The 26,326-nt window shown below is 44.6% G+C and carries 26 protein-coding genes; 1 reads left to right on the forward strand and 25 read right to left on the reverse strand.

The window, feature by feature from the left end; translation table 11 throughout:
* Window positions 1-85: 85 nt before the first annotated feature.
* The 4 genes from ACI3E1_RS05520 to ACI3E1_RS05535 form a co-directional block, all read right to left on the reverse strand.
* Entirely contained in the window at window positions 86-772 is a 687-nt protein-coding gene (locus tag ACI3E1_RS05520) for a 2,3-diphosphoglycerate-dependent phosphoglycerate mutase (RefSeq protein ID WP_405024661.1), read from the reverse strand.
* 79 nt (window positions 773-851) lie between these two features.
* Window positions 852-2,036: a MalY/PatB family protein gene (locus ACI3E1_RS05525; RefSeq protein ID WP_405024662.1), complete on the reverse strand. Its 1,185-nt coding sequence runs from the start codon at window positions 2,034-2,036 to the stop codon at window positions 852-854.
* 9 nt (window positions 2,037-2,045) lie between these two features.
* Complete coding sequence (locus tag ACI3E1_RS05530) at window positions 2,046-3,110, reverse strand: AI-2E family transporter (protein WP_405024663.1); 1,065 nt, start codon at window positions 3,108-3,110, stop codon at window positions 2,046-2,048.
* Between the two features lie 182 nt (window positions 3,111-3,292).
* Complete coding sequence (locus tag ACI3E1_RS05535) at window positions 3,293-4,336, reverse strand: aldose epimerase family protein (protein ID WP_405024664.1); 1,044 nt, start codon at window positions 4,334-4,336, stop codon at window positions 3,293-3,295.
* A 278-nt stretch (window positions 4,337-4,614) separates the two neighbouring features.
* On the opposite strand from ACI3E1_RS05535, the gene ACI3E1_RS05540 reads away from it, so the two are divergent.
* Window positions 4,615-4,920 (forward strand): hypothetical protein, encoded by a 306-nt coding sequence (locus ACI3E1_RS05540; protein ID WP_405024665.1) that lies wholly within the window; start codon window positions 4,615-4,617, stop codon window positions 4,918-4,920.
* Window positions 4,921-5,083: 163 nt separating this feature from the next.
* Here ACI3E1_RS05540 and ACI3E1_RS05545 read toward each other — a convergent pair whose 3' ends face one another.
* From ACI3E1_RS05545 to ACI3E1_RS05645, 21 genes are all read right to left on the reverse strand, one after another.
* Window positions 5,084-5,575: a nucleoside 2-deoxyribosyltransferase gene (locus ACI3E1_RS05545; protein ID WP_405024666.1), complete on the reverse strand. Its 492-nt coding sequence runs from the start codon at window positions 5,573-5,575 to the stop codon at window positions 5,084-5,086.
* 80 nt (window positions 5,576-5,655) lie between these two features.
* On the reverse strand, window positions 5,656-6,231 hold the full coding sequence (locus ACI3E1_RS05550; RefSeq protein ID WP_405024667.1) for a TIGR01440 family protein: 576 nt from the start codon (window positions 6,229-6,231) through the stop codon (window positions 5,656-5,658).
* 17 nt (window positions 6,232-6,248) lie between these two features.
* The gene (locus ACI3E1_RS05555) at window positions 6,249-7,574 is read right to left on the reverse strand and encodes an APC family permease (RefSeq protein ID WP_405024668.1); all 1,326 of its coding nucleotides are present in this window, start codon (window positions 7,572-7,574) and stop codon (window positions 6,249-6,251) included.
* A 71-nt stretch (window positions 7,575-7,645) separates the two neighbouring features.
* Window positions 7,646-8,767: a hypothetical protein gene (locus ACI3E1_RS05560; protein ID WP_405024669.1), complete on the reverse strand. Its 1,122-nt coding sequence runs from the start codon at window positions 8,765-8,767 to the stop codon at window positions 7,646-7,648.
* Window positions 8,767-9,780 (reverse strand): lipoate--protein ligase, encoded by a 1,014-nt coding sequence (locus ACI3E1_RS05565; protein ID WP_405024751.1) that lies wholly within the window; start codon window positions 9,778-9,780, stop codon window positions 8,767-8,769. Before ACI3E1_RS05565 ends, ACI3E1_RS05560 begins: the two co-directional genes overlap by 1 nt.
* Window positions 9,781-9,899: 119 nt before the next feature.
* The gene (lpdA, locus tag ACI3E1_RS05570; RefSeq protein ID WP_405024670.1) at window positions 9,900-11,303 is read right to left on the reverse strand and encodes a dihydrolipoyl dehydrogenase; all 1,404 of its coding nucleotides are present in this window, start codon (window positions 11,301-11,303) and stop codon (window positions 9,900-9,902) included.
* Between the two features lie 3 nt (window positions 11,304-11,306).
* Window positions 11,307-12,629, reverse strand: a complete 1,323-nt coding sequence (locus tag ACI3E1_RS05575) for a dihydrolipoamide acetyltransferase family protein (RefSeq protein WP_405024671.1) — start codon at window positions 12,627-12,629, stop codon at window positions 11,307-11,309.
* Window positions 12,630-12,646: 17 nt separating this feature from the next.
* Window positions 12,647-13,624, reverse strand: a complete 978-nt coding sequence (locus tag ACI3E1_RS05580) for an alpha-ketoacid dehydrogenase subunit beta (RefSeq protein WP_405024672.1) — start codon at window positions 13,622-13,624, stop codon at window positions 12,647-12,649.
* Between the two features lie 2 nt (window positions 13,625-13,626).
* A complete protein-coding gene (pdhA, locus tag ACI3E1_RS05585) occupies window positions 13,627-14,718 on the reverse strand; it encodes a pyruvate dehydrogenase (acetyl-transferring) E1 component subunit alpha (RefSeq protein WP_405024673.1) in 1,092 nt (363 codons plus the stop codon).
* A gap of 280 nt (window positions 14,719-14,998) precedes the next feature.
* Window positions 14,999-15,535, reverse strand: a complete 537-nt coding sequence (locus ACI3E1_RS05590; RefSeq protein ID WP_405024674.1) for a universal stress protein — start codon at window positions 15,533-15,535, stop codon at window positions 14,999-15,001.
* 103 nt (window positions 15,536-15,638) lie between these two features.
* Entirely contained in the window at window positions 15,639-16,568 is a 930-nt protein-coding gene (locus ACI3E1_RS05595; protein WP_405024675.1) for a CPBP family intramembrane glutamic endopeptidase, read from the reverse strand.
* Between the two features lie 137 nt (window positions 16,569-16,705).
* On the reverse strand, window positions 16,706-17,440 hold the full coding sequence (locus ACI3E1_RS05600) for a deoxynucleoside kinase (RefSeq protein WP_405024676.1): 735 nt from the start codon (window positions 17,438-17,440) through the stop codon (window positions 16,706-16,708).
* Window positions 17,441-17,530: 90 nt separating this feature from the next.
* A complete protein-coding gene (locus ACI3E1_RS05605; protein WP_405024677.1) occupies window positions 17,531-18,034 on the reverse strand; it encodes an ECF transporter S component in 504 nt (167 codons plus the stop codon).
* 41 nt (window positions 18,035-18,075) lie between these two features.
* On the reverse strand, window positions 18,076-19,404 hold the full coding sequence (locus ACI3E1_RS05610) for an APC family permease (protein ID WP_405024752.1): 1,329 nt from the start codon (window positions 19,402-19,404) through the stop codon (window positions 18,076-18,078).
* An 85-nt stretch (window positions 19,405-19,489) separates the two neighbouring features.
* Entirely contained in the window at window positions 19,490-20,518 is a 1,029-nt protein-coding gene (tdcB, locus tag ACI3E1_RS05615; RefSeq protein WP_405024678.1) for a bifunctional threonine ammonia-lyase/L-serine ammonia-lyase TdcB, read from the reverse strand.
* A gap of 24 nt (window positions 20,519-20,542) precedes the next feature.
* Window positions 20,543-21,652, reverse strand: a complete 1,110-nt coding sequence (locus tag ACI3E1_RS05620) for an alanine dehydrogenase (RefSeq protein WP_405024753.1) — start codon at window positions 21,650-21,652, stop codon at window positions 20,543-20,545.
* A 369-nt stretch (window positions 21,653-22,021) separates the two neighbouring features.
* Window positions 22,022-22,399 (reverse strand): PTS glucitol/sorbitol transporter subunit IIA, encoded by a 378-nt coding sequence (locus ACI3E1_RS05625; protein ID WP_405024679.1) that lies wholly within the window; start codon window positions 22,397-22,399, stop codon window positions 22,022-22,024.
* A 1-nt stretch (window position 22,400) separates the two neighbouring features.
* On the reverse strand, window positions 22,401-23,411 hold the full coding sequence (locus tag ACI3E1_RS05630) for a PTS glucitol/sorbitol transporter subunit IIB (RefSeq protein WP_405024680.1): 1,011 nt from the start codon (window positions 23,409-23,411) through the stop codon (window positions 22,401-22,403).
* A gap of 11 nt (window positions 23,412-23,422) precedes the next feature.
* Window positions 23,423-23,974, reverse strand: a complete 552-nt coding sequence (locus tag ACI3E1_RS05635; RefSeq protein WP_405024681.1) for a PTS glucitol/sorbitol transporter subunit IIC — start codon at window positions 23,972-23,974, stop codon at window positions 23,423-23,425.
* 15 nt (window positions 23,975-23,989) lie between these two features.
* The gene (locus ACI3E1_RS05640) at window positions 23,990-24,508 is read right to left on the reverse strand and encodes a transcriptional regulator GutM (RefSeq protein ID WP_405024682.1); all 519 of its coding nucleotides are present in this window, start codon (window positions 24,506-24,508) and stop codon (window positions 23,990-23,992) included.
* Window positions 24,509-26,281 (reverse strand): PRD domain-containing protein, encoded by a 1,773-nt coding sequence (locus ACI3E1_RS05645; protein ID WP_405024683.1) that lies wholly within the window; start codon window positions 26,279-26,281, stop codon window positions 24,509-24,511.
* Window positions 26,282-26,326 lie beyond the last annotated feature (45 nt).

Raw genomic sequence — 26,326 nt, forward strand, 5'->3', positions numbered from 1 at the left:
CCCCATCATGATTGATCATCCATATCGTACCATAAAAAAGAAGCCGGCTTACATGCCGACTTCCCGTTTCTTAATCACCTAATAATTAAAGCTTTTCCTTAGAAACAATGTTCAGCTTCTTGTCCATTTCGTAAACAATCGGCTGACCCGTAGCAATTTCCAGGTTAATGATGTCTTCGTCAGAAATTCCTTCGATGTACTTTGTTAAAGCCCGAAGGGAGTTCCCGTGAGCAGCAACAATCACGTTCTTGCCGGCAATCAGATCCGGAGCAATGTGATCTTCCCAGAATGGCATAACCCGCTCAAGGGTAACCTTTAAGTTTTCCCCACCAGGAATGATGTGCGGATCAAGGTTAGCGTACCGCCGATCCTGTGCCGCCGACCGTTCATCATTTTCGTCCAAAAGCGGTGGCAGAACATCGTATGACCGCCGCCAAATGTGAACCTGTTCAGCACCAAACTTTTCAGCAGCCTCTGCCTTATTCTGACCTTGCAGGTCGCCGTAATGACGTTCGTTTAGGCGCCATGACTTCATTTCTGGAACCCAGAGCTGGTTTGATTCTTCCAGGGCGTAATGTAACGTCTTGATGGCCCGCGTCAGAACTGATGTGTAGGCCTGATCAAATTCAATACCCGCCTTTTTAATCTTCCGGCCGGCTTCCTTGGCCTCTTCAACACCCTTATCACTTAACTGAACATCCGTCCAGCCGGTGAACAGGTTCTTTAAGTTCCATTCACTCTGCCCGTGACGAATAAAGACTAACTTTGCCATTAATAATGACCTCTTTCTTAATGAAATTACGGTTTCATTTTACACTGAAAAAAAACATTCTTGCAAGTCAATCAGTCAATCATTCTTCGTAAGTATCTAATGCGGCCGTCAACTGCTTCATGGCCCGCTTAACATTTGCCGGCGTAGTCGCCAAATTCATCCGGATGAAGCCGTCACCGCCTACGCCAAACCATTTTCCAAAATCAACGGCAATCTGTGCTTGCCGAATCATAAAGCGCTCAAGATTTACGGGATCCACTGTTGGGCGCATATCAATCCATAGAAGGTACGTCCCTTCAAGTTCGCCAACCCTTACCCGGTAATCCGCAAGTTCATCCTTCACAGTAGCGTAGTTTTCCCGAATCGTATTTAATAGTCCGTCCAGCCAATCGGCGCCGTCTTCGTACGCTGCCTGAGCTGCGACCTGGCCAAGAAGACTTCCCTTACTTGCGTGGAGCTGATCAACGTAAGCATCGTACCGCTCCCGAAGTTGCGGGTTCGGAATAACCACGTGGCTGTTCTGCAAAGCCGCCATGTTAAACGTTTTAGACGGCGAGTCTAGCATGACAACGTTGTCCCGGTAAAAACCATCCTGAACGCTTAAAACAGACGTAAACTTATCCGCTTCTACCAGTAAATCATGGTGAATTTCATCGGCCACCACAATAACGTTCTGCATCCGGCAAATATCAAGGAGCTGCGTAAGCTCTTCTTCACGCCAAACCCGACCAACGGGGTTGTGCGGACTGCATAGTAAAAGCAACTTAACGTTTCGAATGTTCATTTCATGCTGCATCGCAATCGGGTCCATCGTGTAGTGCATCCCGTTTCGCTGAAGCTCACTTACTACCAGTTGCCGGTTATTCTTTTCAACCACGTTCATGAACGGATAGTAGACCGGTTCCATCACCATTACGGCATCACCCGGCATCGTGAGCGTTTGGACAAGGGTACTAATGGATTCCACTACGCTTCCCCCGAAACGAAACCATTCCGGGTGCAATTCCGTTCCGTACCGTTTCCGTTGCCAGTTAGCATATGCCTCAAAGTAGCCATCACTCGGGATGGAATAACCATACGCCCCGTGCTGAATTCGTTGCTCAAGGGCGGTCGTGGCTGCAGGTGGAACCTTAAATTCAGTATCAGCAACCCACATTGGTAGTAAATCATTATTACCAAACTTTTCTACCATTCCGTCCCATTTAACGGCATGCGTATTTTTGCGTTCAACTGCAAACCGTTCAACAAAATCCTTTGCTTTCATTTTACTCACCTAACCTTCATGACCATTCTGCCGCCGGGCGCGCCGTCGTTTATACGCCTCGTGCTTTTTACTAATTGGCTTAACTTCAAGAATGTCGAGAATAAACGTAAAGACGGGGATCCCGACAATCAACCCCCAAATACCAAAGAGGTGTTCCGCAACAAACAATACCATAAACGTAAAGAAAATTGGTAATTCGGTCTTGCTGGCCATTAAGTGTGGGTTTAATACATACGACTCCAAGGCGTGCACACAAATCAGCATAATGATAATGTAGAAGACGTAGTTAATCCCGCCAACCGAAAAACCGATCAAACACAATGGAAACGCAGAAATAATGACTCCCGCAACCGGAATCATACTCAGGATAAAAATCATTAGGGACAGGCTTAGCAGCTGGGGCATCCGCATGATTCCCAAACAAATCGTCGTAATCATCGTATTGCAGACTGCAATCATCAGTTGAGCCTCCAAAACTACCCCAAACGTATTAACAAACTTTGCTCCAAAATAATATATATCCCGGAAAATCCACGAGTAGTATCCACCATGCAAAAAACTCTTTGCAAAGACCGCAAGCTCATCCCGCTCAATCGAAAAGAAGAAGCTTAACAGGAGTGCCATCACAAACATGAAACCAAACGTTCCAATTCCTTCAAGGTATTTCATGATAATCCCAAAGCTCCCCTGAATTTGATGAAGGATGCTTGCATTCCCCAAATAATGATTGATCATATGGATTAGCTGCACCGTTTCGTCCGTTGGGGGATTTTTATAAAAGTGGATTAGATGCCGAACAAGGTGTTCAACCTGTCGGATAACTTTGGGCAGATAAACTGTAACGGCGAAGTATAACCCGGCAATGATTCCCCCGTACAGGGTCACCACGATAATCTTATCTGAAATTCGAGCATACCGCTGAACAAAGCCAATTAACCGTGAAATCATGTACGTAAAGATGAACGTTAATAAAATAACATTAATTAATTTATGCGCCATAAATAGTCCAGCAATCAATGCCATCAAGACGACAAACCGTCGCAACCGGACGTTTCGGACAAACTTCTCCCACATAGCCGTTTCCTTTCATCAACGTTTTACCCCTATTCTACAATTTATCGGGCTAAATGTCTGCCGTGATTCCATTAAATGCTAGCGGTACGCCAAAATAAAGAAACGAGTGCAATATAAATAACAAGGAGGCTGCGCCTTGTACCGCACCCTCCTGGCCTTATCCTGTTACCTTAAACCAACCATTACGCCTCTTTGTAACTAAACTTAATCCGGTATGTCTTCTTAGCTCCTCGCGGAAGCACAATATCACCAAAGTTTTCCTGGTTAATGGCATCCGGTAACGTCTGGGCTTCCAGGGCAACTCCTTCCCCTGGAACCGCTGGCTTACCATTGTCCCGGGGGTACCGGTTGCCTTCTTGTGATCCACCCATCGTGTACATAATCAGAGCATTCCGGTCAGAATCAATCGTGATTTGCCGCCCACTTTCTGTATCCCGAAGGACAGCAACCGGTTGACTTCCCTTTCCCGGCTCATTCACAACAAACGCATCATCGAACCCTTCTTGATTTAGCGTTTTGGTGATTGCCTCTTTAATGTTTGTTGGCGCCCGGAAATCACGGGGCGTTCCGGCTACTTCCCGAACGCGACCAGTTGGTAAGTTATGTTCATCTAAATCAAGGTAACTCGAGCTATTAATTTGCAACTCATGCGTTTCAAGATCCTGATGATCACTCAAGTTAAAGTACACGTGACATGTTGGGTTAAAGAGCGTATCAACCTTCCCGTTCAGGGCACTGTACGCAATCGTTACTTGATTATTATTATTCAACGTAAAGATAATCGTTGCTAACATGTTTCCCGGAAATCCGTCCATTTCGCTGCTAATCGTCCGCTGAAAAATTATACTGACTTCGTTCTTCCGGGTAGTTGTCGTGTAGTTCCAATTAAGGGTATTAAATCCATGTCCCCCGCCATGGAGTGTATTTCCATTTTCATTAGCCGGGAGGGTTACCTCTTGACCATTGATCGTACACCGGGCATGGGCAATCCGGCCAGCAACTCGTCCAATTGATTGACAAGTACACAGGCCATTAAGGTAGTCGGTAACATTATCGTAACTCAATAATAGGTTCTGGGTCCCCCCACCAACCGTTGGAACGGTAAAACTATGCCAGGTTGCCCCCAATGTAAGGCACGAAATCGCCACTCCGTTATCGTTAACTGCCGTAATTTTCATAACGTCTTCACCATTATAGGTGTCAAACTTGTACGTACTAATTTTCATACGGAACCCTCCAATTAATGTAATCGTTCTCATAATCATTTTACAGCGACTCAAAAATGAAATAAAGACTATAATCAATAAAATAAATATCCTTACAATTAAGGGTTAATAAGGATTAGTTACCTTATTTTATACAATTATCATTATATCCGCGTGACAAATGCGCTTTTAATAATGATTTATTCTGATTTAATTATTATTTTCCAAAAAACACTTGACGATGATCTGAAACCGTTTTATGGTATAAGCGTTCACTACTTAATAGGGGGATTTTTTAAATGAACGACATTCTCATTGAACAGACCGAAGCACGCGTTGATCATAGTAAACAGTGGCGGCTGACCGACCGAACAACCAGCCGTTCGATTACCGTAACTTTTGACCGCAATCTGGAGACAACGATGAAAGTGCACCGGACATTTTCGTTCAACCGGTTTGAATCCGAACAGCTTAATCGCCTATGCCCGCTTGTAGCCGAGCTTGACACTAACTACGCCCTTAACCTTGACTGCGAAACAGTCGGCGTGGCATTCATGCCGCTTTCAAGCAAACAGGCCAAGCAATTAATGACCCCGACTGAATAAGCCACGCCATTACTCCTTGTGAAATAATAAAAAGATACCAACATCAAAGACGGGGATAACGAATACAAAAGACCAATGCTAAAGCTTTCAATCATCCCCTTCGCCCAGTTGTTCTATATAAAAAAGAAGGGGGGACCCTGTGTCCCGCCTTCTTTTTTAAGGATTAAATTACCGTTCCGTGGTACGTTCCACTTACCACGTGCCGAAAATCAAACGTTGCCAGTTCAGATAATGGGATAATCCGGCTCACCCCGTAAGCAATCATCAGGTTTAACGTTGTCTTCTGGTCCTCATCCGGGATAACCAATACGGTTTGCTTATGGCATGCCCGCAGGTACCCCATCTCAAATGCCATCCCATCGTCCGGACACTGAGGGGTAAACAGCATAATGCCCAAATCAGCCCCCATAATTCCCTCAATGTCAGCGGTATAAGTTCGCGCTTGCCACTCAACCTCCTTCATTGCTTCGGGATGCTTAGTAACGTCAATCCCGTTATACGCAAAGTCAAGCGGATAATGCGATAACTCTCGTGAAACGGTTGGATTTGCCTCAATCGCAGCGAGTCCCGCTTTCATGTGGGCCTGCTGCTGTTCGTTAAACCAACAACACCCGATATATGCCCGGACGGGTGCACCCGGTAATTCATTTGCCAATTATTTATCCTCCAACTAAATTATGTTGTTATTGTACATGAGCACATGAACAATAACAACATAATCATCATAATTAATACCTATTTCCAAGTATCAACCTTATTCTGAGCGGTAAAAGTATACCGTGCCCGCTGACCACCGATCAACTTTGGGCGGGAGTATAATCCAGTAACCGTTGCTGCACCGACCGTGTGATGAGACAAGCGAACTGGCACCTGAACAAACCGGATGTGCATCCCAATCGCCGTTCCGCCAATGTCAATGCCACCATCCGCAATGATGTGCTCCACCTCAACCGGATCATTCATTCGCTCGTAAGCAGCGACCTGGGTCCCCCCACCGGCATGCATCGTCGGACACACCGAAACAATTTCAAAACCATGCCGCACCGCTGCGTCTCGCTCCATTAGTAATGCCCGGTTAATGTGCTCACATCCCTGAATAGCCAAGTCAATGTGACGGGGACGCAAGTACGCCATTACCGTTTCGTAAACGGTTACCCCAACCGCCAACGCGGAATCGGTTCCCATCCACTCACCACGAATCATACTCGTACTACATCCCACGACAAATAAGGAGCCTGCCTGGAGGGTAAACTTCTCGTTGTTAAAATAATCGTCCAGCACCCGCTGCAAATCAGCCCGAACATCCATCATTTTTCCCCCTTTGATACTCACTGCTTTACTCGCCGGGACCACCAATAAACTGGAATTCCAACAGACGTTGCTAAAATCCCCAATACCGTTATCTGTGTTTGAGTAAAGAGCGTCATCCCAAGAATGAAACAGCCCCCTGCAATCGCAACCAATGGAATCATCGGGTATCCGGGAACACGGTATGGTCGAGCCAACATTGGTTGGGTCCGGCGTAACCTAATTACGCTACAAAACGCTAACAGATAAAAGATCCAAATGACAAATATCAACATATTTGTCACCGCGTTAAATGAGCCAGATAGGGCAAGCAGCGCAGCAATCACCAGCTGAATCACTCCAGCAAACCACGGCACTCCTCCACGGTTAAGCCGGGCAAACCAACTGCTTCCAGGCAACCGCCGTTCCTGACCTAAAACATAGGGAACCCGCATCCCCGTCATAACATACCCATTCAACGCACCATACACCGAAATCAGAATACCTACCGTCACAATTCGACCACCCAAAGAGCCAAATAATCGTTCCGCTGTCAAGGCCGCAACATTCAGGTTCCCCGTTACTAGACTAAATGGAAGAACCAGCAGAAAAACCAAATTAACCATAACATACACTGCCGTAACGAGGGTTAATCCCCAACCAATCGCCCGCGGGAGATCCCGCCCCGGCCGCTTCATCTCACCGGCGATGTTGCCGACGTTGATCCATCCATCATAGGCAAACATTGTCGCTAATAAACCGTTCGCCAACGCAGTGGCCAATGAATGATGACCGGCGTGGGCCGGCGTCCCAAGCTGGGCAAAGGATAAATCCCGCCCGTGTGTCAAACCAACCACTACGATTAATGCCAGGGGGACTAATTTAACAATTAACGTGACCGTTTGAACAATCCCACCGGCCCTCACGCTAACCAAGTTAATCGCCAGAACAATCACTGCAGTTACTATCGCCCCGGGAACAATCCACCGTGACGACCATCCCATTAAATTATCAAGTTGGGTGCTAAAAACAATAGCTATCGCCGCAATGTTTGCCGGAAAATAGATGAATGATTGGGCCCAGCCCGCTAAAAATCCCCAGAAACGACCATACGCATGCTCAATATACTTCATCAGACCGCCCGTTTCCGGGAATGCAGCAGCCAACTCAGCACAGGTTAACCCCGCGCAGACAGTAATAATTCCCGCCAAGAGCCAAACCCCGAGGGCTAAGAGGGGGGAGTGCGTAGCTGCCGTCACAGCGCCAGCCTTAAAAAAGACCCCGGCACCAATAACCGTTCCCGCAACGGTTGCGAGGGCGGCCATTCCACCAATTGATTGTTGCATGTCACGTTTAATTTCTGGCATTCTCTTTCTCCGTTCACTAATTCTTTCCCGTAGTTTACCCCTTTATTTGCTACAAAACAACTAATTTTTCATCATGAAAGGTATTGGTCAAGAACAAACTGCACTGCAGCTGCCACCCGTTCGCCTGCTTCCTTATTTGGATGCAAACGATCGCCTAGATCATATTCCCGGCGTAACCGCCCCGTCTGCGGATCAGCAAGAAGCGTAAAAACATCCACGGTATGCGGCTGGTTACGTAACCATTCATTAACCCGGGACTGAATGTGCCATAACTGCCGTTGCTCGGCCAGTGAGACCCGCCGTCGGTCAATTACAAACGGTGGTAGTGTGCTCATTATTAGCCACGTGGCGTGCTGTTGGGCGAGTATTTGAATCCGCTTTAATCCCGCAATTAACGCTTGGCTAGTTGGCACTTGATTTCCAGCAATCGCCTGTAGCATTAGGTCATTCGCTCCAATTGAACACCACATTACCGGTGGCCAAGCGGTTAACCGGCGAAGCTGATGCAATAGGCTCTCTCCGAATGTTCGGGGCACTTTCCCAAGAGGAAGAGCGTCAGCAAGTAACTGCCGTCCCGCAGTCGCAGCGTTAGTCACCACGACTGGACGATGCATGTAGTGGGTAATTAATGCATCCGTAATTGTCCCCACTTCAATCACAGAATCGCCAACCCCCATCACGGTTGTTGCCCGGAAAGCCCCCTTAACCGCCAGTCCCGTAAGACAATACCAGTTTTTTCGTCCTGTTCGGGATGAGAGCGATGGGATCACCTTCCTTCGCGCTATTGCGGCATTCACTAAGCCAGGCAAAATCGTGAAATTATAATCAACGTACGTTTGCGCTCGGGTTGCAACCAGCTGAACGTATATTGGTTCACCGGCCGTGACCGGATAAGTCATGTCGTCCAACCAACTAACCGTGTGCGGGGGAAGAACAATTTGCTGGTTCCCACATTGGGTAACGGCAATGCACTCATGTTGAAACCGTGCATCCCGCGCAACCCACACGTGATTAAAAACAACCGCCTGCGAACCAAACCGGTTACTCAACTCCAAGCTAAACGCCGTTCCCGTTAATTGCGGGGTTACCTTAATCACCTGAACGAGTTGGTCACTTTGAAATGGTAACGCAGTAAAATCACTGCTTGTTTTCTGCCAAGCAACCTGCCACCCGTCTGTTTGCTTCGCCCCCATTAGCCAACCAATAGCCGGACAATTTCTTGGGGGTCAATCCCCACAAAATACTTGGTGAGATCAAATTTACCCAGGACGGTCCGCATCGCCTCCATTGTGTACGGCTGATTACGAAGTGCATCTTCAATTTCAGTTACTTCCGCCGTCCCAAAGAAGTCCCCGTATATCTTTACGTCCTTAATTTGGCCCGCCTTTACAAAGAACCGCGCATCAATCGTTCCTCCGGTAAAATGGCGCCGTTTTTTATCCGTAAACTCAGGTGATTTCCCGTAAACCCAATCCCAGTTATAATACAAGTCATCACCAATCTTTTGAATTGCCTTGCGGTCTTCATCCGTAAGGTGATATTCATTTTTTTGCGCTTCCGCTAACGTATCCACGCCCCAAATTTGCTTAATTAACTCATCACGGAACTGCTCCATTGTGAGGTTCTGGTACTCCGGCTTCAGATATGGTTTAATGTTCGTTACCCGACTACGAACCGACTTAATTCCCTTGGATTTAATTTTATCCTCCGGTACATGAAGGGCGTCGGCTACCGCTGATGTATCAACATCATACATTAACGTTCCGTGACAAAACGTCCGGCCGTCCCGGGTATACATCGCATTACCAGAAAACTTCTTACCATCAACCACAATATCATTCCGCCCCGTAACAGTTGCGCCCGTTACGCCCATCCGGTGAAGCGCATCAACGACCGGTTGAACCAGCTTCTTAAAATCACCAAACTGCGCATCATTGGCGGGAACAATAAAACTGAAACACATATTCCCGCGATCTTGATACATGGCTCCCCCACCAGATAATCGCCGGGTTACGGTAATATTATGTTCCTCACAATATTGCTTATTAATTTCTTCAAGGGTATTTTGATTGCGGCCTACAATAATACACGGGTCCTCAATATAAAACAGCATAAACGGAGGGGTCATCCGATCACTGTTCATCAAGTACTGTTCAGTTGCAAGGTTGGTTCGAATATCGTTGGTATCCATTGCTAAGTATTGCATCATTGTTAGTTCCTCCATTCCTAAAGGGGAGCCCAGGATCATCCTGAGCTCCCCGGTTACTGTTCTAATGCTTCGGTGCGGTGCGCCCTTAATCAGGTTTTTTTATGGTTCGCACCTTCTTAAATATTTGTCGGGTAACCCGTTGCTACGTCCGCTGCATCCTGCACGGATTCGCTAACACTTGGATGTGGGTGAATCGTCAGGGCAATGTCATCCACCGTGGCCCCAGACTCAATCGCCAGTGTCATTTCACTAATGATTTCACTGACATGAACCCCAACCATTTGGGCACCGACAATTATGCCGCTTCCCTTGATGTAGACGAGCCGCATGAACCCATTTTGAGCGTCCATTGCAACTGCCCGACCATTGGCAGCTAACGGGAACTTCGCTTGCTTAACGTCTAAGCCCTGTTCCCGGGCCTGATCGGCCGTCAATCCAGTGGTTGCAATCGACGTATCCGTGTAACAAACCGCCGGCATTGCATGATAATCAACCGTCGTTTTCTTCCCGGCGATTGCTTCAGCCGCAACTTTGCCTTCATAGCTAGCTTTGTGAGCAAGCGCAAAGCCCTTAACAACGTCCCCAATCGCATAAATGTTTGGAATCGTTGTCCGCCCCTGGTTATCAACAGGGATTAGGCCCCGGTCATCTAACTGAATACCAACCTGTTCAATTCCCATATCAGCCGTATTTGGCTTCCGCCCAACACATACAATGCAGTAGTCCGCCTTCAATTCCCGTTCCTCACCGTCGATTTCGGCTGTCACGGTAACGCTGGCGTCATCTTGATCAGCATCTTTTGCCAGAGCGTTCGTATAAATGTCAACTCCCTGCTTGCTGAAATGGTGCTCAACCACCTTAACAAGGTCCTTTTCATAGTTTGCAAGAATACTATCCGAACCCTCAAGAATCGTTACGTGAGCCCCTAAGTTAGCGTATGCGGAGGCTAGTTCACTTCCAATGTAACCCCCACCAACAACAACCAATTCCTTCGGCACTTCTGGAAGACTCAGGGCGCCAGTTGAATCAATAACCCGTCCCTCAAACTTAAAGTGCGGGATTTCAATTGGATGACTTCCGGTTGCGATAATCAAGTTATTAAACGTGTACGTTTGCGCCTTGTCATCCGTAATTACCCGGAGACTGTGGTTATCTTTCAAGTAAGCATTGCCCCAAATTACGTCGATGTTGTGCTTCTTAAAAAGCATTCCAACACCACCGGTCATTTTATCAACCACAGACTGCTTCCATTCTTGGGTTTTTGAAAAATCCAATTCAGCAGCCGTCACCCGTAATCCCATATCCTGTGAGTGCATGGCACTTTGATAACGGTGAGCAGCTTCAATAAGTGCCTTAGATGGAATACACCCAACGTTTAAGCAAACACCACCTAAAAATTCACGTTCAATAACCGTGACTTTTTGGCCCATTTCGGCGGCCCGAATAGCAGCGACATAGCCGCCGGGGCCCGCTCCGATAACAACTGTATCTAAGTCAATTGCAAAATCACCAACAACCATTATCTATCCCTCCATTAACAGCAGTGCCGGGTCACTCAGTAACTCCTTCAGCCGGTTCATTGCTCGTTGACCCGTTCCACCATCAATAATCCGGTGATCAAAGGCCATCGAGAGTTTCAGTACCCGGGCAATTTGGATCTGATCATCCACTACAACCGGTTCCTTAACAATCTTTCCCATCCCAAGGATTGCAACGTTCGGCGGTGCAATCAGTGGTGAGAAGAAGCCACCACCAAGAGAGCCAATATTTGTAATTGACATTCCTGTGTGGGCCATGTCACCTGACGTCAGTTTGCCATCCCGGGCCTTCGTGGCATTATCGGCAATGTCCCGTGCAAGGGCAAACAAACTCTTCTTATCCGCATCCTTAACGTTTGGTACGAATAACCCCTTGTCAGTATCCGTTGCGATTCCAACGTTAACGTAGTCGTGATAAACAATTTCGTTAGTTGTCAGATCAAGGGACGCATTTAATACCGGGAATTCCTTCATTACAATTGCCAACGCCTTCGTAATGTAGGCCATAAATGTCAGGTGAATTCCTCGGTCAGCGGCCATCTCCTTGTATTTCTTCCGGTGATCCCACAGTTTATCAACCACTACATCATCGTACAAGTGGAAATGTGGAATCTGGGACCAGCTGGCTGCCATTGTCTTAGCGGTTGCTTTCCGAACACCGGACATCTTTTCCCGGTGATCAGGCCAGTCAGCATCAGTTGCAATCGGCTGTGGTGCAGGTGATGCCGAAACTGTAGCTACCGGAGCACTTTCAGCAGCTTTAGCAGCTCCCGGTTGTGGAACCCCACCATTCTGCAAGAAGTTTTCCACGTCGCTCTTTAGAACCTGACCATGATTTCCGGTTCCCTTAATCTGGGCAATATCAACGTCATGCTCGCGTGCAAAGGCCCGAACAGCGGGCATTGCCAAAACCGGTAAACTGTGGTCCTGGGCTACAAATGCCGCCGGCTTCACTGCTGGTTGTTCGGCAGCCGGTGCCGCAGGTGCGGACGATGCTGACTCTTCTACGGCCGGTGCCGCGGATGACGCATCGTCTTCTTCTGGAGCGGCATCTTCTGGAACATCCCCATCAATTTCAATTTCAACCAACGGGTCACCAACACTGGCAGTATCTCCTTCAGGAACCAAAATCTTACTAATAATCCCACTCACTGGTGACGGAATTTCCTCAACAGATTTATCGTTTTCGATTTGAACTAGGTCACCATCTTCTTCGACCTTGTCGCCTGGCTGAACATGCCACTCGCCGATTGTTCCTTCGGCGATTCCCTCCCCAATATCAGGGAGCTTAAATTCATACTTACTCATATCGTTCCTCCTCAGTTCTAGAAATTCACCGTTTCTTTAACCTGGGCAACAATATCCCGGGTATTTGGAATCCACGCACCCTCTGCTTCACCGAACGGGTACGGAGTATCTGGCGCCGTAACCTGAGCAATCGGGGCTGATAATGACAGAATTCCCTTTTCAGCAATTAACCCAGCGACCTGATTACTAATTCCTGCACGTCGCTGAGCTTCCTGAACTAATACAGCCCGGCCTGTTTTCTTAACTGATGCAAGGATTGTTTCTTCATCCAATGGTGCAACCGTCCGCAGGTCTACAACTTCGGCGTTAATCCCGTCCTTCGCAAGCTGGTCAGCTGCTTTTAAGGCTTCCCGCACCATTGCACCGTACGCGATAATGGAAACGTCCGTTCCTTCGCGCTTAACGGCTGCCTTGTCCAGCGGAACAGTGTACTCTTCGTCCGGAACATCCTGTTTGAATGACCGGTACAACTTCATGTGTTCCAAGAAAACAACCGGATCATCCGACCGTACGGAAGAAATTAACAATCCCTTCGCATCGTATGGATCACTTGGAATAACCACCCGTAATCCCGGACACTGAGCAACTAATCCTTCCAAACTGTCGGAGTGCAGTTCTGGTGTGTGCACCCCTCCACCAAACGGTGACCGGATGGTAATTGGCATCTTCCGCGTTCCCCCCATCCGGAACTGTTCCCGGGAAATTTGACCAGCGATTTCGTCCATTGTTTCATAAACAAACCCAAAGAACTGGATCTCTGGAACTGGCCGGAATCCTTGAAGAGCCAAGCCACAGGCCAAACCGCCAATTCCTGATTCGGCTAACGGTGTATCAAAAACACGCTCCTCACCATGCGTTGCCTGTAACCCTTCAGTGGCCCGGAACACACCGCCGTTTTTCCCAACGTCTTCACCGAAAACTAAAATCTTATCATCCCGCGCCATTTCCTGGTCAAGCGCCTGAGTGATCGCCTTAATCATCGTTGTCTTCGTCATTGTTACTTGGCCTCCTTTGCTTTGAATTTGTCCGCTTCTGCCTGAACGCTAGCAGGAACATCATTGTATTCATTCTCAAAGAATTCGCTGATCTTCTGCGCCGGAGTAGCTTCAACCTTTTCCATCGCAGCATCAATCTGTTGGTTGACCGCGTCACTCCAAGCGGCCTCCTGCTTATCATCCCATAGTTTCTTGCTTTCAAGGAACTTCCGCATCCGAATAACCGGATCCTTCTTATGCCACTCATCCTCTTCAGACTTTGAGCGGTACCGCTTCGGGTCATCTCCAGATAACGTATGCGGTCCATACCGGTACGTTAACGTTTCAATCAATACCGGCCCGTTCCCAGCTGCTGACCAATCCCGGGCAGCCTTTGTCACGGCGTAAACAGCCAGGGCATCCATTCCGTCAACCTGAACACCAGGAATTCCGACAGCAACGGCCTTCTGCGCTAATGTCTTCGCAGCTGTCTGTTTCTTCCGCGGAACGGAAATTGCGTACCCGTTATTTTGAACAATGAAAACTGCTGGCGCCTTAAATGCTCCCGCAAAGTTCATTCCTTCGTAGTAGTCCCCTTGTGAGGTCCCACCATCACCGGTGTAGGTGTAAGCAACGTTTGCCTTCCCATTCTTCTTAATTCCCAAAGCAACCCCGGCCGTCTGGACGTATTGGGCTCCAATGATAATTTGCGGTGGCATTGCGTTAAGGCCTTCCGGATACTCATTTCCAACAACGTGCCCCCGCGACCACAAAAAGGCCTTCTCAAGCGGTAGACCGTGCTGAATTAACTGCGGTACATCCCGGTATGCCGGGAGCAAGAAATCTTCCTTTTCCATCGCAAAGTTCGATCCCATTTGACTAGCTTCTTCTCCTGAAGTCGGCGCAAAGAAGCCTAATCGTCCTTGCCGGTTAAGTTTAGTGGAACGGTCATTTAAAATTCGCGACCACAACATTTGCTTATATAATTCAACCAACTGCTCGTCAGTTAAGTCGGGCATTAAATCTGGATTAACTACTTTTCCCTCTTTGTCTAACACCTGGTAGGTCTTAATCTCTGGGGAAACGTTGAGTTTATCAAAATCAAGTTTTGCCATCTGACTGCCTCCTCGTCTATGTGAAACTCCTTTTATTGAGTAACCGTTTACATCCTAATTATAGCGTGCTTCTTCGTGTTCGTAAATTTTGTGAATTTTCTTCATTTCTATTTTCAATAAAAAGACACAATTATAGGGATTTTCATAGCATAAAAAGATGATTTAACCATAATTTGTGATAATTAGCACATCTTCCTTTTAAGTCTTACTAATTTAATTACATAAATTAAAGGAGCCACAACCTAGATTGTAGCTCCTCCATCAATATCTGCTTTTACGTTTACCGCCGCTTGTGCTCAATGTCCAAGTCATCCTCTAACTCATCAACCTGCTGGCGAACCTGCTGGTAATCAGCATTGGTTGTCCGCGCCATCAACACATCGCACCGCGCTGCTCGCACCACGTACGAAGCCACCGATCCAACAACAATCCGCTGAATAAGCGTCTTCCCACTCGTTCCAACAATAATCAGGTCATTTTGGTATTCTGGTTGAAAATCCTTCACAATAACGTTCTTAGGATTCCCAAACCGCAAATGAACATGAACTTTATCGGCATCAAGGCCCCGCTTCTCCACAATAATCCGTTTAAGTTTTGTCATGAAGTCCTCGTTGCGGTGCTCAATCTCGTATACCTTTTCCCCGTCAAGGGCAATCCCTGCCCCGCCGTATTCCAAGGCATTCAAGTCCAACACCCGCAAAACGTCCAGGACGGCCCCTGTCCGTTTTACCGTCTCAATCGCTGTGTTGAGGGCAACAAAGGAGTTGTCCGAACCATCAATACAAACCAAAATCCGGTCATACGTTTGTTCTTCCATCACGACTCACCATCTTTCTTTTACCTACTTTTAGGATAACGTTTTCACAATGATACTTCAAGGGATGGTCGGCGATTTCCCCCAATAAATTCAAAAAAATCGATTACTTTACCTGAATTCCTCCGATAATCGCCGCAAGGGCGTAAGCATACATTATAATCACGGGCAGTCGACTTAAAGCAGCCAGTAAGTTACCACGCTGAATCCGCTCCCCTCGCCACCAGGAGATTGCCCGCCGGCCGTAACGAACAATTATCCAAATTAGCGCTATACCGCTCAATAACGTAAAAGCCACCATAAAGAACGGAATGTGCAACCGCTCAATTAGCTGTAAACCAATACTTAGCCCCAAGTTGTTGAAAATATGGGCCGCAATTGACCACTTAATTCCGTAACGAAAGGCAATGTAACCCAACAGCAGTCCCATTAAAAACGCAAACGGGGTTTGAATAATATTCCCATGAGCGCACGCAAACAATACGGCTGATACTACGATTGCTAGCTTTGCTCCAAGCGGTTGGAGCCGCCGCATCACAAATCCACGGAAAACAAGTTCCTCGCAAACCGGGGCACACAATCCCGCATACAGCAGCATACTTACCGACCGCATTCCCAGCTGGCTAGCCTCTTTTATCTGATCCATTGCAGATAAGCCTAGCTGGTTCAATATGGCTTCAATTCCTACTCCATAGATTCCAATAATTAATTGAATCGCAATGCTGGCTGCAATGATCACCACCCCTGCCCGCAACGTCATTTGCGTTTCGTGTGCATGAAGGTACTGGTGGCGGAGTTGATGATTCGATCCCAAAATCAAAATTCCAACCCCCACTCCCACAGCAATCATGTACGCCCAACCGTTGCTGAGTACCGCAGACAATACCGCCCGCATCGAAAAAGCTTGCCCGCGAAGCAGCATTATTATTGTCGTGATAAGGAACACCCCGATGTTCAACGCAAAAATATAAACAATTGCGCCCCAGCCAGCCTTACTCATAGTTCGACGTACTTGTCGTTCTCTTTCGCCCATCATAATTCTCCTCCTAATTATAGTAAGTTTATTATACTGGACTGCAATAATTTCGCAAGAAAAACATTATTAATCCTCCACCCAAATAAAACGTCCCCAGCACCCCTTAATTAGCGCTGAGGACGAATAATAAACTATTACTACAAAGTCTGCTGGTGCTTCTTCCGGAGATTTACCATCGTTGCTTCATCGAGATTCCCAAGGTCAACTAGTTTTTGCTCAATGGCTTCCAAAACAGTTACCCGATCTTGTGAACTAGCCATGAAGTCGTACCGGTCACCATCAATAATCAATAACGGGGAAGCATCATACGTCTTCCGCCACTCATCATACTGACGAAGAAGACGGTGGTAATAATCAACTAGCGACGGATCCTGCTCAATCTGTTCGTAATCCCGGCCACGCTTCCGGATCCGGGTCATCATCGTCTCATATGAAACCTTGATGTTAACCATCAAATCCGGGGATTTTTTATGTGCCGCCATCGGGAGTTCCTCCATCATGTTATTAAGAAGGCTCTTATAAATATCGTATTCAACTTTCGTAGCGTTCCCCATCTCAGTGTTCATTTTCATGAAGATTTCATCCTCATAAATCGACCGGTCGAGAATATTATTATCCTCCCGCATCGCCTGCTTAATCATCTTAAAGCGCCGGTTAAGAAAGAACGTCTGAAGTAAGTAAGCATACGGATTAGTCGCTTCCTTGTCACCTGCTGCCCGTTTCTTCGCAGCAATTTCATTTCCCTTATAAAATAACGGAAGTACCGGATTATCTTCGACCGGCTCGTAAAAAGCCGTTGATCCTAACTCCGCGGATAATAACTTGGTTAGGCTTGTCTTCCCCGAACCAATAATCCCTGATAACGTAATCAAAATGACTGAAGCATCCTTTCTATTGTGGTTTGTGCCTTCCCATTCTACCACATGTTGGGGGAGCGAACGAGCAGAATTTACAAAACAAACTCATGATTCTGGCCGTCTCCTAAACTTAACGTCCTTTAAGACACGAACTAATACCACAGCAATAATTGAACCGGCAATTCCCTGCACAACGTTAGTAAAAATCCCGAGGACCCCTGCTGTTATTCCGTATAAAACGATATCAGCGATGAAATATCCCAATACCATAATCACCGCTCCGCTAAGGTTAGCCAATAATAAGCACCAATAATGTTGCTTATTATATAATTTTCCAACGAGATATCCTTCTAATCCGTGGACTACTAATGAAAACAACATAAACTGACCGTACCCTGATATCAGATCGAGCAAAAATCCCGAACAACCTCCGACTAATAACCCCGCTTCCGGTCCAACAAGAGCAGCAATTAACATTATCCCCGCATCGCATAAATTAATATATCCATGCGTAAAAGGCACAGGGATAAGAATTATTCGACTTATTGCAACGTTTAGTGCTGTGAAAATTGCTAAAAAAATTATTTTTCTTATCTTATTGCGCTTCATAGGCCAACCTCCACATAATAAACAACACCCTTAAAGTTAACCTAAAAAGAATATTTATTCTTTAGATATAAATAAAACGGTATTCCGATTAAAGTTGCTACAATTCCTATCAGGGTAGTTACCATCTGGGTAAATAAGGTCATTACAAGAATGAATAATCCACCTAAAATTGCAATTATTGGAATAACCGGATACCCAGGAACCTTATACGGTCGTTTTAAATTAGGCATCGTTCGCCGTAGTTTAATCACACCAATAAATGCCATTACGTAGAAAAACCAAATGACAAAAATCAACATATTAGTGACGGCATCAAATGAACCCGATAAAATCATAATCCCTGCAATCACGTATTGCACTACACCCGATGCCCAAGGTACTCCGGCAGTATTTAACTTAGCAAAAAAGTCAGCAAATGGTAGTTTCTTTTCCTTTCCCATAATATATGGAATACGCATCCCGGTCATCGTATAGCCATTCAACGTTCCGTAAACCGAAATTAAAATGCCAATTGTGACAACCTTGCCACCCATTCCACCAAAAATCTTAGTCGCTGCCGCTGCAGACACATTAAGGTTTCCCATCACTACACTAATCGGGAGAACAAAAAGAAAGACAGCATTAATTAACAAATATGCAGCCATGACAATGCCAAGGCCACCAGCGATAGCTCGTGGAAGATCCTTGCCAGGATTCTTCATTTCGCCAGCAATGTTACCAACATGAATCCACCCGTCATACGCAAACATCGTTGCAAGTAACCCATTTGCAATCGCAGTTGCTAACCCCTTATGAGCACCGGGAACAATTGGAAACAACGAAAACCCCGTATGCCCACTGTGCATAAATCCAAATACAATAATTAATACCAGCGGAATAAGTTTAATAATTAACGTTATGGTTTGAATTGTTCCACCAACTTTGGCGCTAACAAAGTTAAGAAGAAAAACTGAAGCAGCCGTAATAAATGCGATTGGAATAATGTAAACCGCCGATATTCCCAATAAGTTGACGCACTGCGTCCCAAAAACAATCGCTAACGCCGCTACGTTCGCCGGAAAGTAAATAATCGCTTGTGCCCAGCCAGCTAAGAAACCCCAAAAGCTACCATATGAGTGTTCAATATAACGCGTCAATCCGCCCGTTTCAGGAAATGCCGCCGCTAACTCTGCACACGTCAATCCAGCACAAATAGTAATGAACCCCGCGAGAAGCCACACAAACATCGCTAAACTTGATGAACCTGTATATTCTGTAACAGCACCCGCCTTAAAAAAAACTCCCGAACCAATTACAGTACCAGCAACGGTTGCAAGCGCTGCTACACTACCAATTGACTTTTTCATCCCACTTTGTGTCTTACCAGCCATCATTATTAACCTTCCTTCTTAAAAAGGAGTACTAACCGATTAATTAGTACTCCTTCATCCCGTACATTTCCAATAGACAAGTTGTTTAAAACTTAACTTTACTATTTGGGTTCGAGAAGAAATCAATAACCTGTTCTTCACGTTCAAGGTCAACGTTTCCTCCTGAAACCAAACCAACAACCTTCTTTCCTTTGATGAATTTATCATCAATTTTATGCGCTTCGAGCGCAGCAGTTGGCAATGCCCCAGCACCTTCTGCAAGGATTTTTGTCCGCACTAACAAATCTTTCATTGCACGCGCAATTTCCTCTTCACTGACGATTACCATTTCATCAACTAGATTCTGACAAATTGGGAATGTTATTGTACCTGGCATTGCAACATCCGTTCCATCAGCGATGGTAAAGTCATCATGATGATATGTCCGACTACCTTTGTCAATCGAACGGGCCATTCCGTGAACATTCTCCGACTGAACTCCTACCACGTGAACATCCGGATTAAACGATTTTATAGCAGTTGCAATCCCCGACATTAATCCGCCACCACCAACAGGAACAATCACTGTATCGACATCCCACAGATCATCTAAGATTTCTAATCCAATCGTTCCCTGACCAGCGATTACAAGGCGGTCGTTAAAGGGATCGGCAACGGTTAGTCCTTCCTTTTTTGCACGTTCAAACATCCACTCATGCGCATCATCAAAGGTTGCACCATGAATATCAACGTGTCCACCGTATCCTGCTGTAGCGTCCCGCTTTAATTGCGGCGCCTCTTCCGGCATTACAATATACGTTTCAATTCCCAACATTGAGCCAGAAAGTGCAATCCCTTGAGCGTGATTACCAGCTGAGGCTGCAATTACCCCACGCTTTGCTTGCTCTGATGATAAATGCTGCATAAAATTATTAGCACCACGGAACTTAAACGACCCAGTTAATTGCATATTTTCAAGCTTAAGGTATACCTCTCCACCAGTTACCTCTTCGCCCAAAAACCACGAGCGTAACAAGGGCGTCCGCCGGGCATACTTACTAATGTGTGCCCGTGCATCCATGATGTCTTTAATATTACAGTACTTTGCGGTTTTTTCAACCAAAGAATTACTCATTTCAAATCCCCCCAAATTTGATCTTTATAATTCTGTGTATGGCAAATTCAATGAATCCGCTAACCCTTTATTAGTTACATCACCCTTGTATACATTCACGCCTGAACGTAGTGATCCATCCTCACGGATTGCTGCATCAATTCCCTTATCCGCAATCTCCAACAGATATGGCAAATTACCTTGAGCGAGTGCCATGGTAGATGTCCGGGGAACAGCACCCGGTTGGTTAGGAACACCATAATGCACAACACCATATTTTACGTATACCGGATCATCAATCGTCGTTGCATGCATGGTTTCAACTGACCCCCCCTGGTCAATCGACATATCAACAATCACCGATCCCTTTTTCATTGATTTAACCATGTATTCCTTTACCAGCTTTGGTGGCCGAGCCCCCGGAATAAGGATAGTCGAAACAAAGATATCTGCTTCTTTAATCTCCCTAGCAAGATTTTCCTCGTTTGATTTAACCACCCGAACATCCTTACCGGCATACATGTTCTGCAGTTCCTTAATCCGGTCATCATTTAATTCAATAATTACAACAGATGCTCCTAATCCAAGGGCAACTTGAGCGGCGCCTTCAGCCGCATTACCACCGCCAAAGATTACTACCCGACCGGCAGGAATATGAATATCGCCTTCGTCTAACCCAGTAATAAGAATCCCTTCACCTTGGTGTTGTGCTTCTAGATAATACGCTCCCATAATCACAGAACGTTGTCCGGTCATCCTACTGATTGGCGCTAATAATTCAAGTTTTCCGTTATGCACAACGGTTTCTGCCCCAATAGCGGTCATCTTAGCATCCATCATCGCCTTTACAGTTTGTGGAGCTGACGCTAAATGCTGGAATCCCCAGACAATTTTTCCTTCCTTGAAGTATTTGTACTCTTCTTCAACTGGTTCTTTAGCCTTAATCATCAAATTACCCTGATTCCATGCCTCTGCATGGCTCACAATCTTGGCGCCAGCTTCTTCATACTCCTGGTTAGAAAAACCCGATCCAATACCAGCATCTTTTTCTACTAAGACAGTGTTCCCAGAGTTTACCATTTTTTTCACATTCTCGGGGGTAGCAGCAACACGAGCCTCTCCCTCTTTTTGCTCCTTAATGACCGAAATAGTCATACTCATAGTAATCACTCCCGCATAATCAATTACTTTTAGGCTGCAAATTTGTCTGGATCCAAAAGTCGTCTACATGCCTACAACCCCAGTATATATACATATACATATACGTGCAAGCGTTTTCCGGAAAATAAATCAATCAGCAAAAAAATTTTATTAACGAGCGATTTAGTGTACTAATAATGTTGATTGAATTTACAAAATGTAAATCTAAATCGCCTATTTTTATATGTGAAATAATTATCAAATAATACTGAAATAGGCCTTCCATAAAAGTACAATACAAAAAAGACACATTTCGTAAAAAACAAAATGTGTCTTGACTGCATAACTAATATCTGCATACACTAGCTTGCACACCATTAATTCTTAATTACTTACTATTTGAACAACGGTTCCCTTACTTATTATGGGGAAATCCTTTTTTTCTACATATAATGATCCTGGTAAATCAGCTTTCTTCTCACCAGTAAACCTAACGGCAATATGCCCTAGTCTATTTAAGTTATCACTAACCTCATTACCAACTGCTGTAATAACATAGCTTTGATTATCGATTTGCAGTCTCATTCCTGTCGTTATTGGCATGCTTGTTGGAGAAACACGAATTAAAAAACACGACGGCTTTAATGCGCTAGGAGCATTTTCACCAAAGAAAATCAACATATTAATTGAACTAAAATCCAGAGCTTCTTCCCCAATAGACACAACTTGAGTTTTAAAAATCACTTTTTGCATATTTATCATCCTACTTAGCTGAATAAAGCCCAAAACTAGCCAACCAAGCAACAAGCACTCGTGGCACCCCATTTATAAACCTAGAATACAAAACCGAAGTGACCCCAACTTCAACAGTCTTTGCATCTGCCTCCATTAGCCCTAAGCCAACCGGGATAAAGTCGCATCCATTTTGTGTATTAATGGCAAAAAGTGCTGGTAAAGCATATTGTGGCGGAACATGTCCTTTCCCAATCTCAACCCCAATAAGTGTTCCGATAACCTGACCAATTACGGCTCCCGGTCCCAGTAATGGTGATAAGAATGGCAACGAACAAACAAATCCTAAAATCATTAATCCCCATACACTGCCTGCTAGCGGCGTCATAATTCGAGCAAACCACTTGCCAATTCCTGAGCCCATAATAATTCCAATTAATAACGATACAAATGCCATAAAAGGTATAATCGTATTTATTACTGTTTGAACGGCATCTTTGGCTGCCTGATTAAAGACAGCGACAAATCGTCCAACACCAATACCGAGTTTAGCAATAAAGCCACTACTACTCTGTTGAGTAATTGTCTTACTCGTATCAAATGATCCACTTTCCTCTTCAGTTGAAGACAAGGCTACTTGACCACCAGAATTATTACTCATTACCGTATCGTCTTCATCTGCCACGCTAATTTCTTCTACACCCACATTTGAAACGTATAATTCTGGTGTGATGAACTGTGCTAACGGTCCAGATTTCCCTGTAGGTAACACATTAATCGTCTTAATCCCCTTCTTAGGATATATTCCGCAGCGAAGGGTTCCCCCGCAATCAACAATTGCAACAGCAATTTCATCGTCGGGAATTGACGTTTTAAAACCATCAATTTCCTTCATTCCTGTAACCTTTGAAATTTTATCAACAATTGCGGGTTTACTTCCACCCGTTATATATACAATCTTATTTTTCTTTCCTTCCGCTTTAATTACCAACGGACCGCCATATCCACCTGATCCATGAATAACCTTAACTGCCTTATTCATTACTGACCCTCCTAAGCTTTTACATCGATCGTTTTTGAAAGACTAATTCCCGTTGTTTTACATACATACGCAGTTGTATAATCAGTAATCCAACCACCAATAAAGTTCATGACCAAACCAACTAGCAAATAGCGAATTGCTAAGTCCATTGTATTTAAACCTAAATGTTGTACTCCTTGAGCAATGCCTAGCCAAATAAATAATTCCGCCGGATTGATATGTGGAAACACCCCATTACTAGTGTGGCAAAACTGTGCACACGCAGCGTAATAACTCGGTTTATAAAACTCAGGTAAAAATTTGCCCATCGTGTGAGCCATTGGATTTCCCAACATAAAACACGCAAGGAAAGGTAATGCTAAATATCTCATAAAAGGATTTCTTGATGATATTTGTGCGAATTTATTCATCCGCTTTTCACCAACAAGTGCAATAATTGAATTCATTAATACAAGAAGTAGTAATACTACTGGAACAATCGATCCCATCCACTGGATTAATTGCTTTCCTCCTGTTTTGAAAAGCCCCATAAAGCCTGACGCAATATCTACTATTACTTTCATTACATATATCCCCCTCTATTTATTATTCGCTTCTCCAAAGCGACCAATATAGCTTCCTATTGTGCCTATCCATCGCATAACGGCATTTTTAACCGAAATAAATACGGGTAAAGCAAAAAAATTAATATTTACTTGCGATTCATTTTCAGGTAAATTACCTGTCCTGAAATTAACAAAATTGCGATATGCATTTAATAAGCATCCTCGAATTAACGGGTTAAATTGCTTTAGATCCTTATATGAAGACACTAATTCAGGTAACGATTGACCCTTCAAGGAATCTATTGATTGAAAACGCGCAAAGGACGTCACGCCCTTTAGCAACTCTGCACGGTTTATGTTTGCGCTTTCATCAATATTCAATAAAATAATACTTCCAGCTTGTAACCGTTTAGGATTCTTCCCAATGAGCACTTTACCCTGCCGATTCATTTTACGAAACATATTAATAAAACGTTTCAATTGCATAAATCCCAATATAGCTTGAATAAAGAATGCCCCTGCTAAAAATATTCCTAACCAAATAACACTCATTTATATCCCCTCTATTATCTGAACAAACGGTTTACTCGGATCGTAATTTAATAGGTTATTATATAGAACTTTATTATGAGCAACAGAAGTGATTAAATCATATATTCGCGAAACAGTGCTAACCAGCTCATCATTAAGCTGTTCTGGCATCCCAATAACAAAAATTAAACGCACAGGCATCTCTTTATACTTAAAGGGGCGCTTAATTATTCCTATCCCTAAAACTACCTTACTTGTTTGAAAAGCATCGACGGCGTGCGGGACTGCAATCCCGTTGGGAAATAAATTATCGACCGCCGAACCCCTATTTACCCAATTTTTTCTGAAATCATCAGATAGTTGTCCTTCCACAATTAGCTCCTGGATTGTTTCATCCACAGCATTATAGTATTCGTCAGCTTCGATTTTCATGACACTTATATGACACAAGTGAATATTATCCATGTATTCAACCATCGAAGTATCGATAACGGACGCCAATACGTTCCCCCTAAACACCATATTAATATCAACAAGAACGCCATTAGAGCATTCAAAAGGACGCTCAGAAAACACCAATAAATATCGCTTTTTACTATTTTGGAAGTCATCCGGCGTAAAATATTCATCTACATCTATCGTACCAAGGACTTTCTTTACCTTTTCACATATAAATTCGCGTAATGCAGTCCGAATCTTTCCAACGTATGCTATTCGCACCCCCTGTAACCCACTTCTTTTTTCCTCTAATAACATTTGAAAATAAACCACTAAATACGCCAATTCATTTATAGAAACTTCCATTCCACAAAGTTCCGTAACCCCCAATGCAATTTTTCTACCCAATTCATACGCCACAGGATATTTACGGATAACGTTATGCGGTAAAATTTGGTCAATATCAATATGTGCTCGTACTCTACCAATAAGGAATAATAAATGCCACTTAATTCGGTTATATACGTTTTGAAAAATCAAATTGCAACCACTTAATTCGGCTTTTACCCATTTATTCATCCGCAAAAAATTAGCATTCATTTCCTCCTGCACTAACGCCGAGTCCAACAATTGATTTGATTCAATCATAAGCGGCATAAGCAAAAAATCCTGCTCAGCGTTAGTAAGGTTCGGCAAAAGATCATTCACATTATCTATAATCTTTTGTGATTTTTGCGTGTTCCATATTGGTTGCCAGCCATTATTGCTTCCCTCCAAACTAAATCCAAAACTATGCGCTTTTATCAAAGTCTTCAAATTAAGCTTTATCCAGCGCTTAATATTTGCTGATAATCCTAATAAATTAAGAACAGATTCAAAGCTTTCAGGAATTACATCATCGATATCTATTACGTTAATAGCACAATCTCGTAATGCAAAAAGTATATTTAATTGATTAGCTGCTGTAAGTTTTATTCCCCGTCCTGGTTTAACATTGCACTGTACATTTAACGCGGTCAACCTCTCCTTTAAGCGCACAATATCTCTACGAACTGTTTTTACACTGATATTAATAGCATTCGCTAATTCGTCATATGAACACCACGAATGTCTAGATATCAAATACTCTAAAATGAAAGCTTGACGTTGACATGGATCGTTAAGATCCAGTTCTCTTTTTAAACCCTTCGTTTCAACGGTCCAAAATCGAGCATAATCTAATATTACTAGACTGTATTTCTCGGACCTCCGTTTGATAACCGCAATGCCTTGTAAAATATCATTTAATTCCTTAATACGTTTCTCACACGTTCTCGAGGAACGCCCTTCATACCACGCAATCTCTTCAATAGACATGGCCCCATTTTCAATAAGTAACTTTAATAACTTAAAGAGGTCGCT

The organism is Ligilactobacillus sp. LYQ139 (assembly GCF_045033025.1).
GTDB lineage: Bacteria > Bacillota > Bacilli > Lactobacillales > Lactobacillaceae > Ligilactobacillus.

Bases quoted from the DNA above. Each gene is read 5' to 3' on its own strand.
- ACI3E1_RS05520 (WP_405024661.1), bottom strand. From the start codon at position 772: ATGGCAAAGTTAGTCTTTATTCGTCACGGGCAGAGTGAATGGAACTTA.
- ACI3E1_RS05525 (WP_405024662.1), bottom strand. From the start codon at position 2,036: ATGAAAGCAAAGGATTTTGTTGAACGGTTTGCAGTTGAACGCAAAAAT.
- ACI3E1_RS05530 (WP_405024663.1), bottom strand. From the start codon at position 3,110: ATGTGGGAGAAGTTTGTCCGAAACGTCCGGTTGCGACGGTTTGTCGTC.
- ACI3E1_RS05535 (WP_405024664.1), bottom strand. From the start codon at position 4,336: ATGAAAATTAGTACGTACAAGTTTGACACCTATAATGGTGAAGACGTT.
- ACI3E1_RS05540 (WP_405024665.1), top strand. From the start codon at position 4,615: ATGAACGACATTCTCATTGAACAGACCGAAGCACGCGTTGATCATAGT.
- ACI3E1_RS05550 (WP_405024667.1), bottom strand. From the start codon at position 6,231: ATGATGGATGTTCGGGCTGATTTGCAGCGGGTGCTGGACGATTATTTT.
- ACI3E1_RS05555 (WP_405024668.1), bottom strand. From the start codon at position 7,574: ATGCCAGAAATTAAACGTGACATGCAACAATCAATTGGTGGAATGGCC.
- ACI3E1_RS05560 (WP_405024669.1), bottom strand. From the start codon at position 8,767: ATGGGGGCGAAGCAAACAGACGGGTGGCAGGTTGCTTGGCAGAAAACA.
- ACI3E1_RS05565 (WP_405024751.1), bottom strand. From the start codon at position 9,780: ATGCAATACTTAGCAATGGATACCAACGATATTCGAACCAACCTTGCA.
- lpdA (WP_405024670.1), bottom strand. From the start codon at position 11,303: ATGGTTGTTGGTGATTTTGCAATTGACTTAGATACAGTTGTTATCGGA.
- ACI3E1_RS05575 (WP_405024671.1), bottom strand. From the start codon at position 12,629: ATGAGTAAGTATGAATTTAAGCTCCCTGATATTGGGGAGGGAATCGCC.
- ACI3E1_RS05580 (WP_405024672.1), bottom strand. From the start codon at position 13,624: ATGACGAAGACAACGATGATTAAGGCGATCACTCAGGCGCTTGACCAG.
- pdhA (WP_405024673.1), bottom strand. From the start codon at position 14,718: ATGGCAAAACTTGATTTTGATAAACTCAACGTTTCCCCAGAGATTAAG.
- ACI3E1_RS05590 (WP_405024674.1), bottom strand. From the start codon at position 15,535: ATGGAAGAACAAACGTATGACCGGATTTTGGTTTGTATTGATGGTTCG.
- ACI3E1_RS05595 (WP_405024675.1), bottom strand. From the start codon at position 16,568: ATGATGGGCGAAAGAGAACGACAAGTACGTCGAACTATGAGTAAGGCT.
- ACI3E1_RS05605 (WP_405024677.1), bottom strand. From the start codon at position 18,034: ATGAAGCGCAATAAGATAAGAAAAATAATTTTTTTAGCAATTTTCACA.
- ACI3E1_RS05610 (WP_405024752.1), bottom strand. From the start codon at position 19,404: ATGGCTGGTAAGACACAAAGTGGGATGAAAAAGTCAATTGGTAGTGTA.
- tdcB (WP_405024678.1), bottom strand. From the start codon at position 20,518: ATGAGTAATTCTTTGGTTGAAAAAACCGCAAAGTACTGTAATATTAAA.
- ACI3E1_RS05620 (WP_405024753.1), bottom strand. From the start codon at position 21,652: ATGACTATTTCGGTCATTAAGGAGCAAAAAGAGGGAGAGGCTCGTGTT.
- ACI3E1_RS05625 (WP_405024679.1), bottom strand. From the start codon at position 22,399: ATGATAAATATGCAAAAAGTGATTTTTAAAACTCAAGTTGTGTCTATT.
- ACI3E1_RS05630 (WP_405024680.1), bottom strand. From the start codon at position 23,411: ATGAATAAGGCAGTTAAGGTTATTCATGGATCAGGTGGATATGGCGGT.
- ACI3E1_RS05635 (WP_405024681.1), bottom strand. From the start codon at position 23,974: ATGAAAGTAATAGTAGATATTGCGTCAGGCTTTATGGGGCTTTTCAAA.
- ACI3E1_RS05640 (WP_405024682.1), bottom strand. From the start codon at position 24,508: ATGAGTGTTATTTGGTTAGGAATATTTTTAGCAGGGGCATTCTTTATT.
- ACI3E1_RS05645 (WP_405024683.1), bottom strand. From the start codon at position 26,281: ATGTCTATTGAAGAGATTGCGTGGTATGAAGGGCGTTCCTCGAGAACG.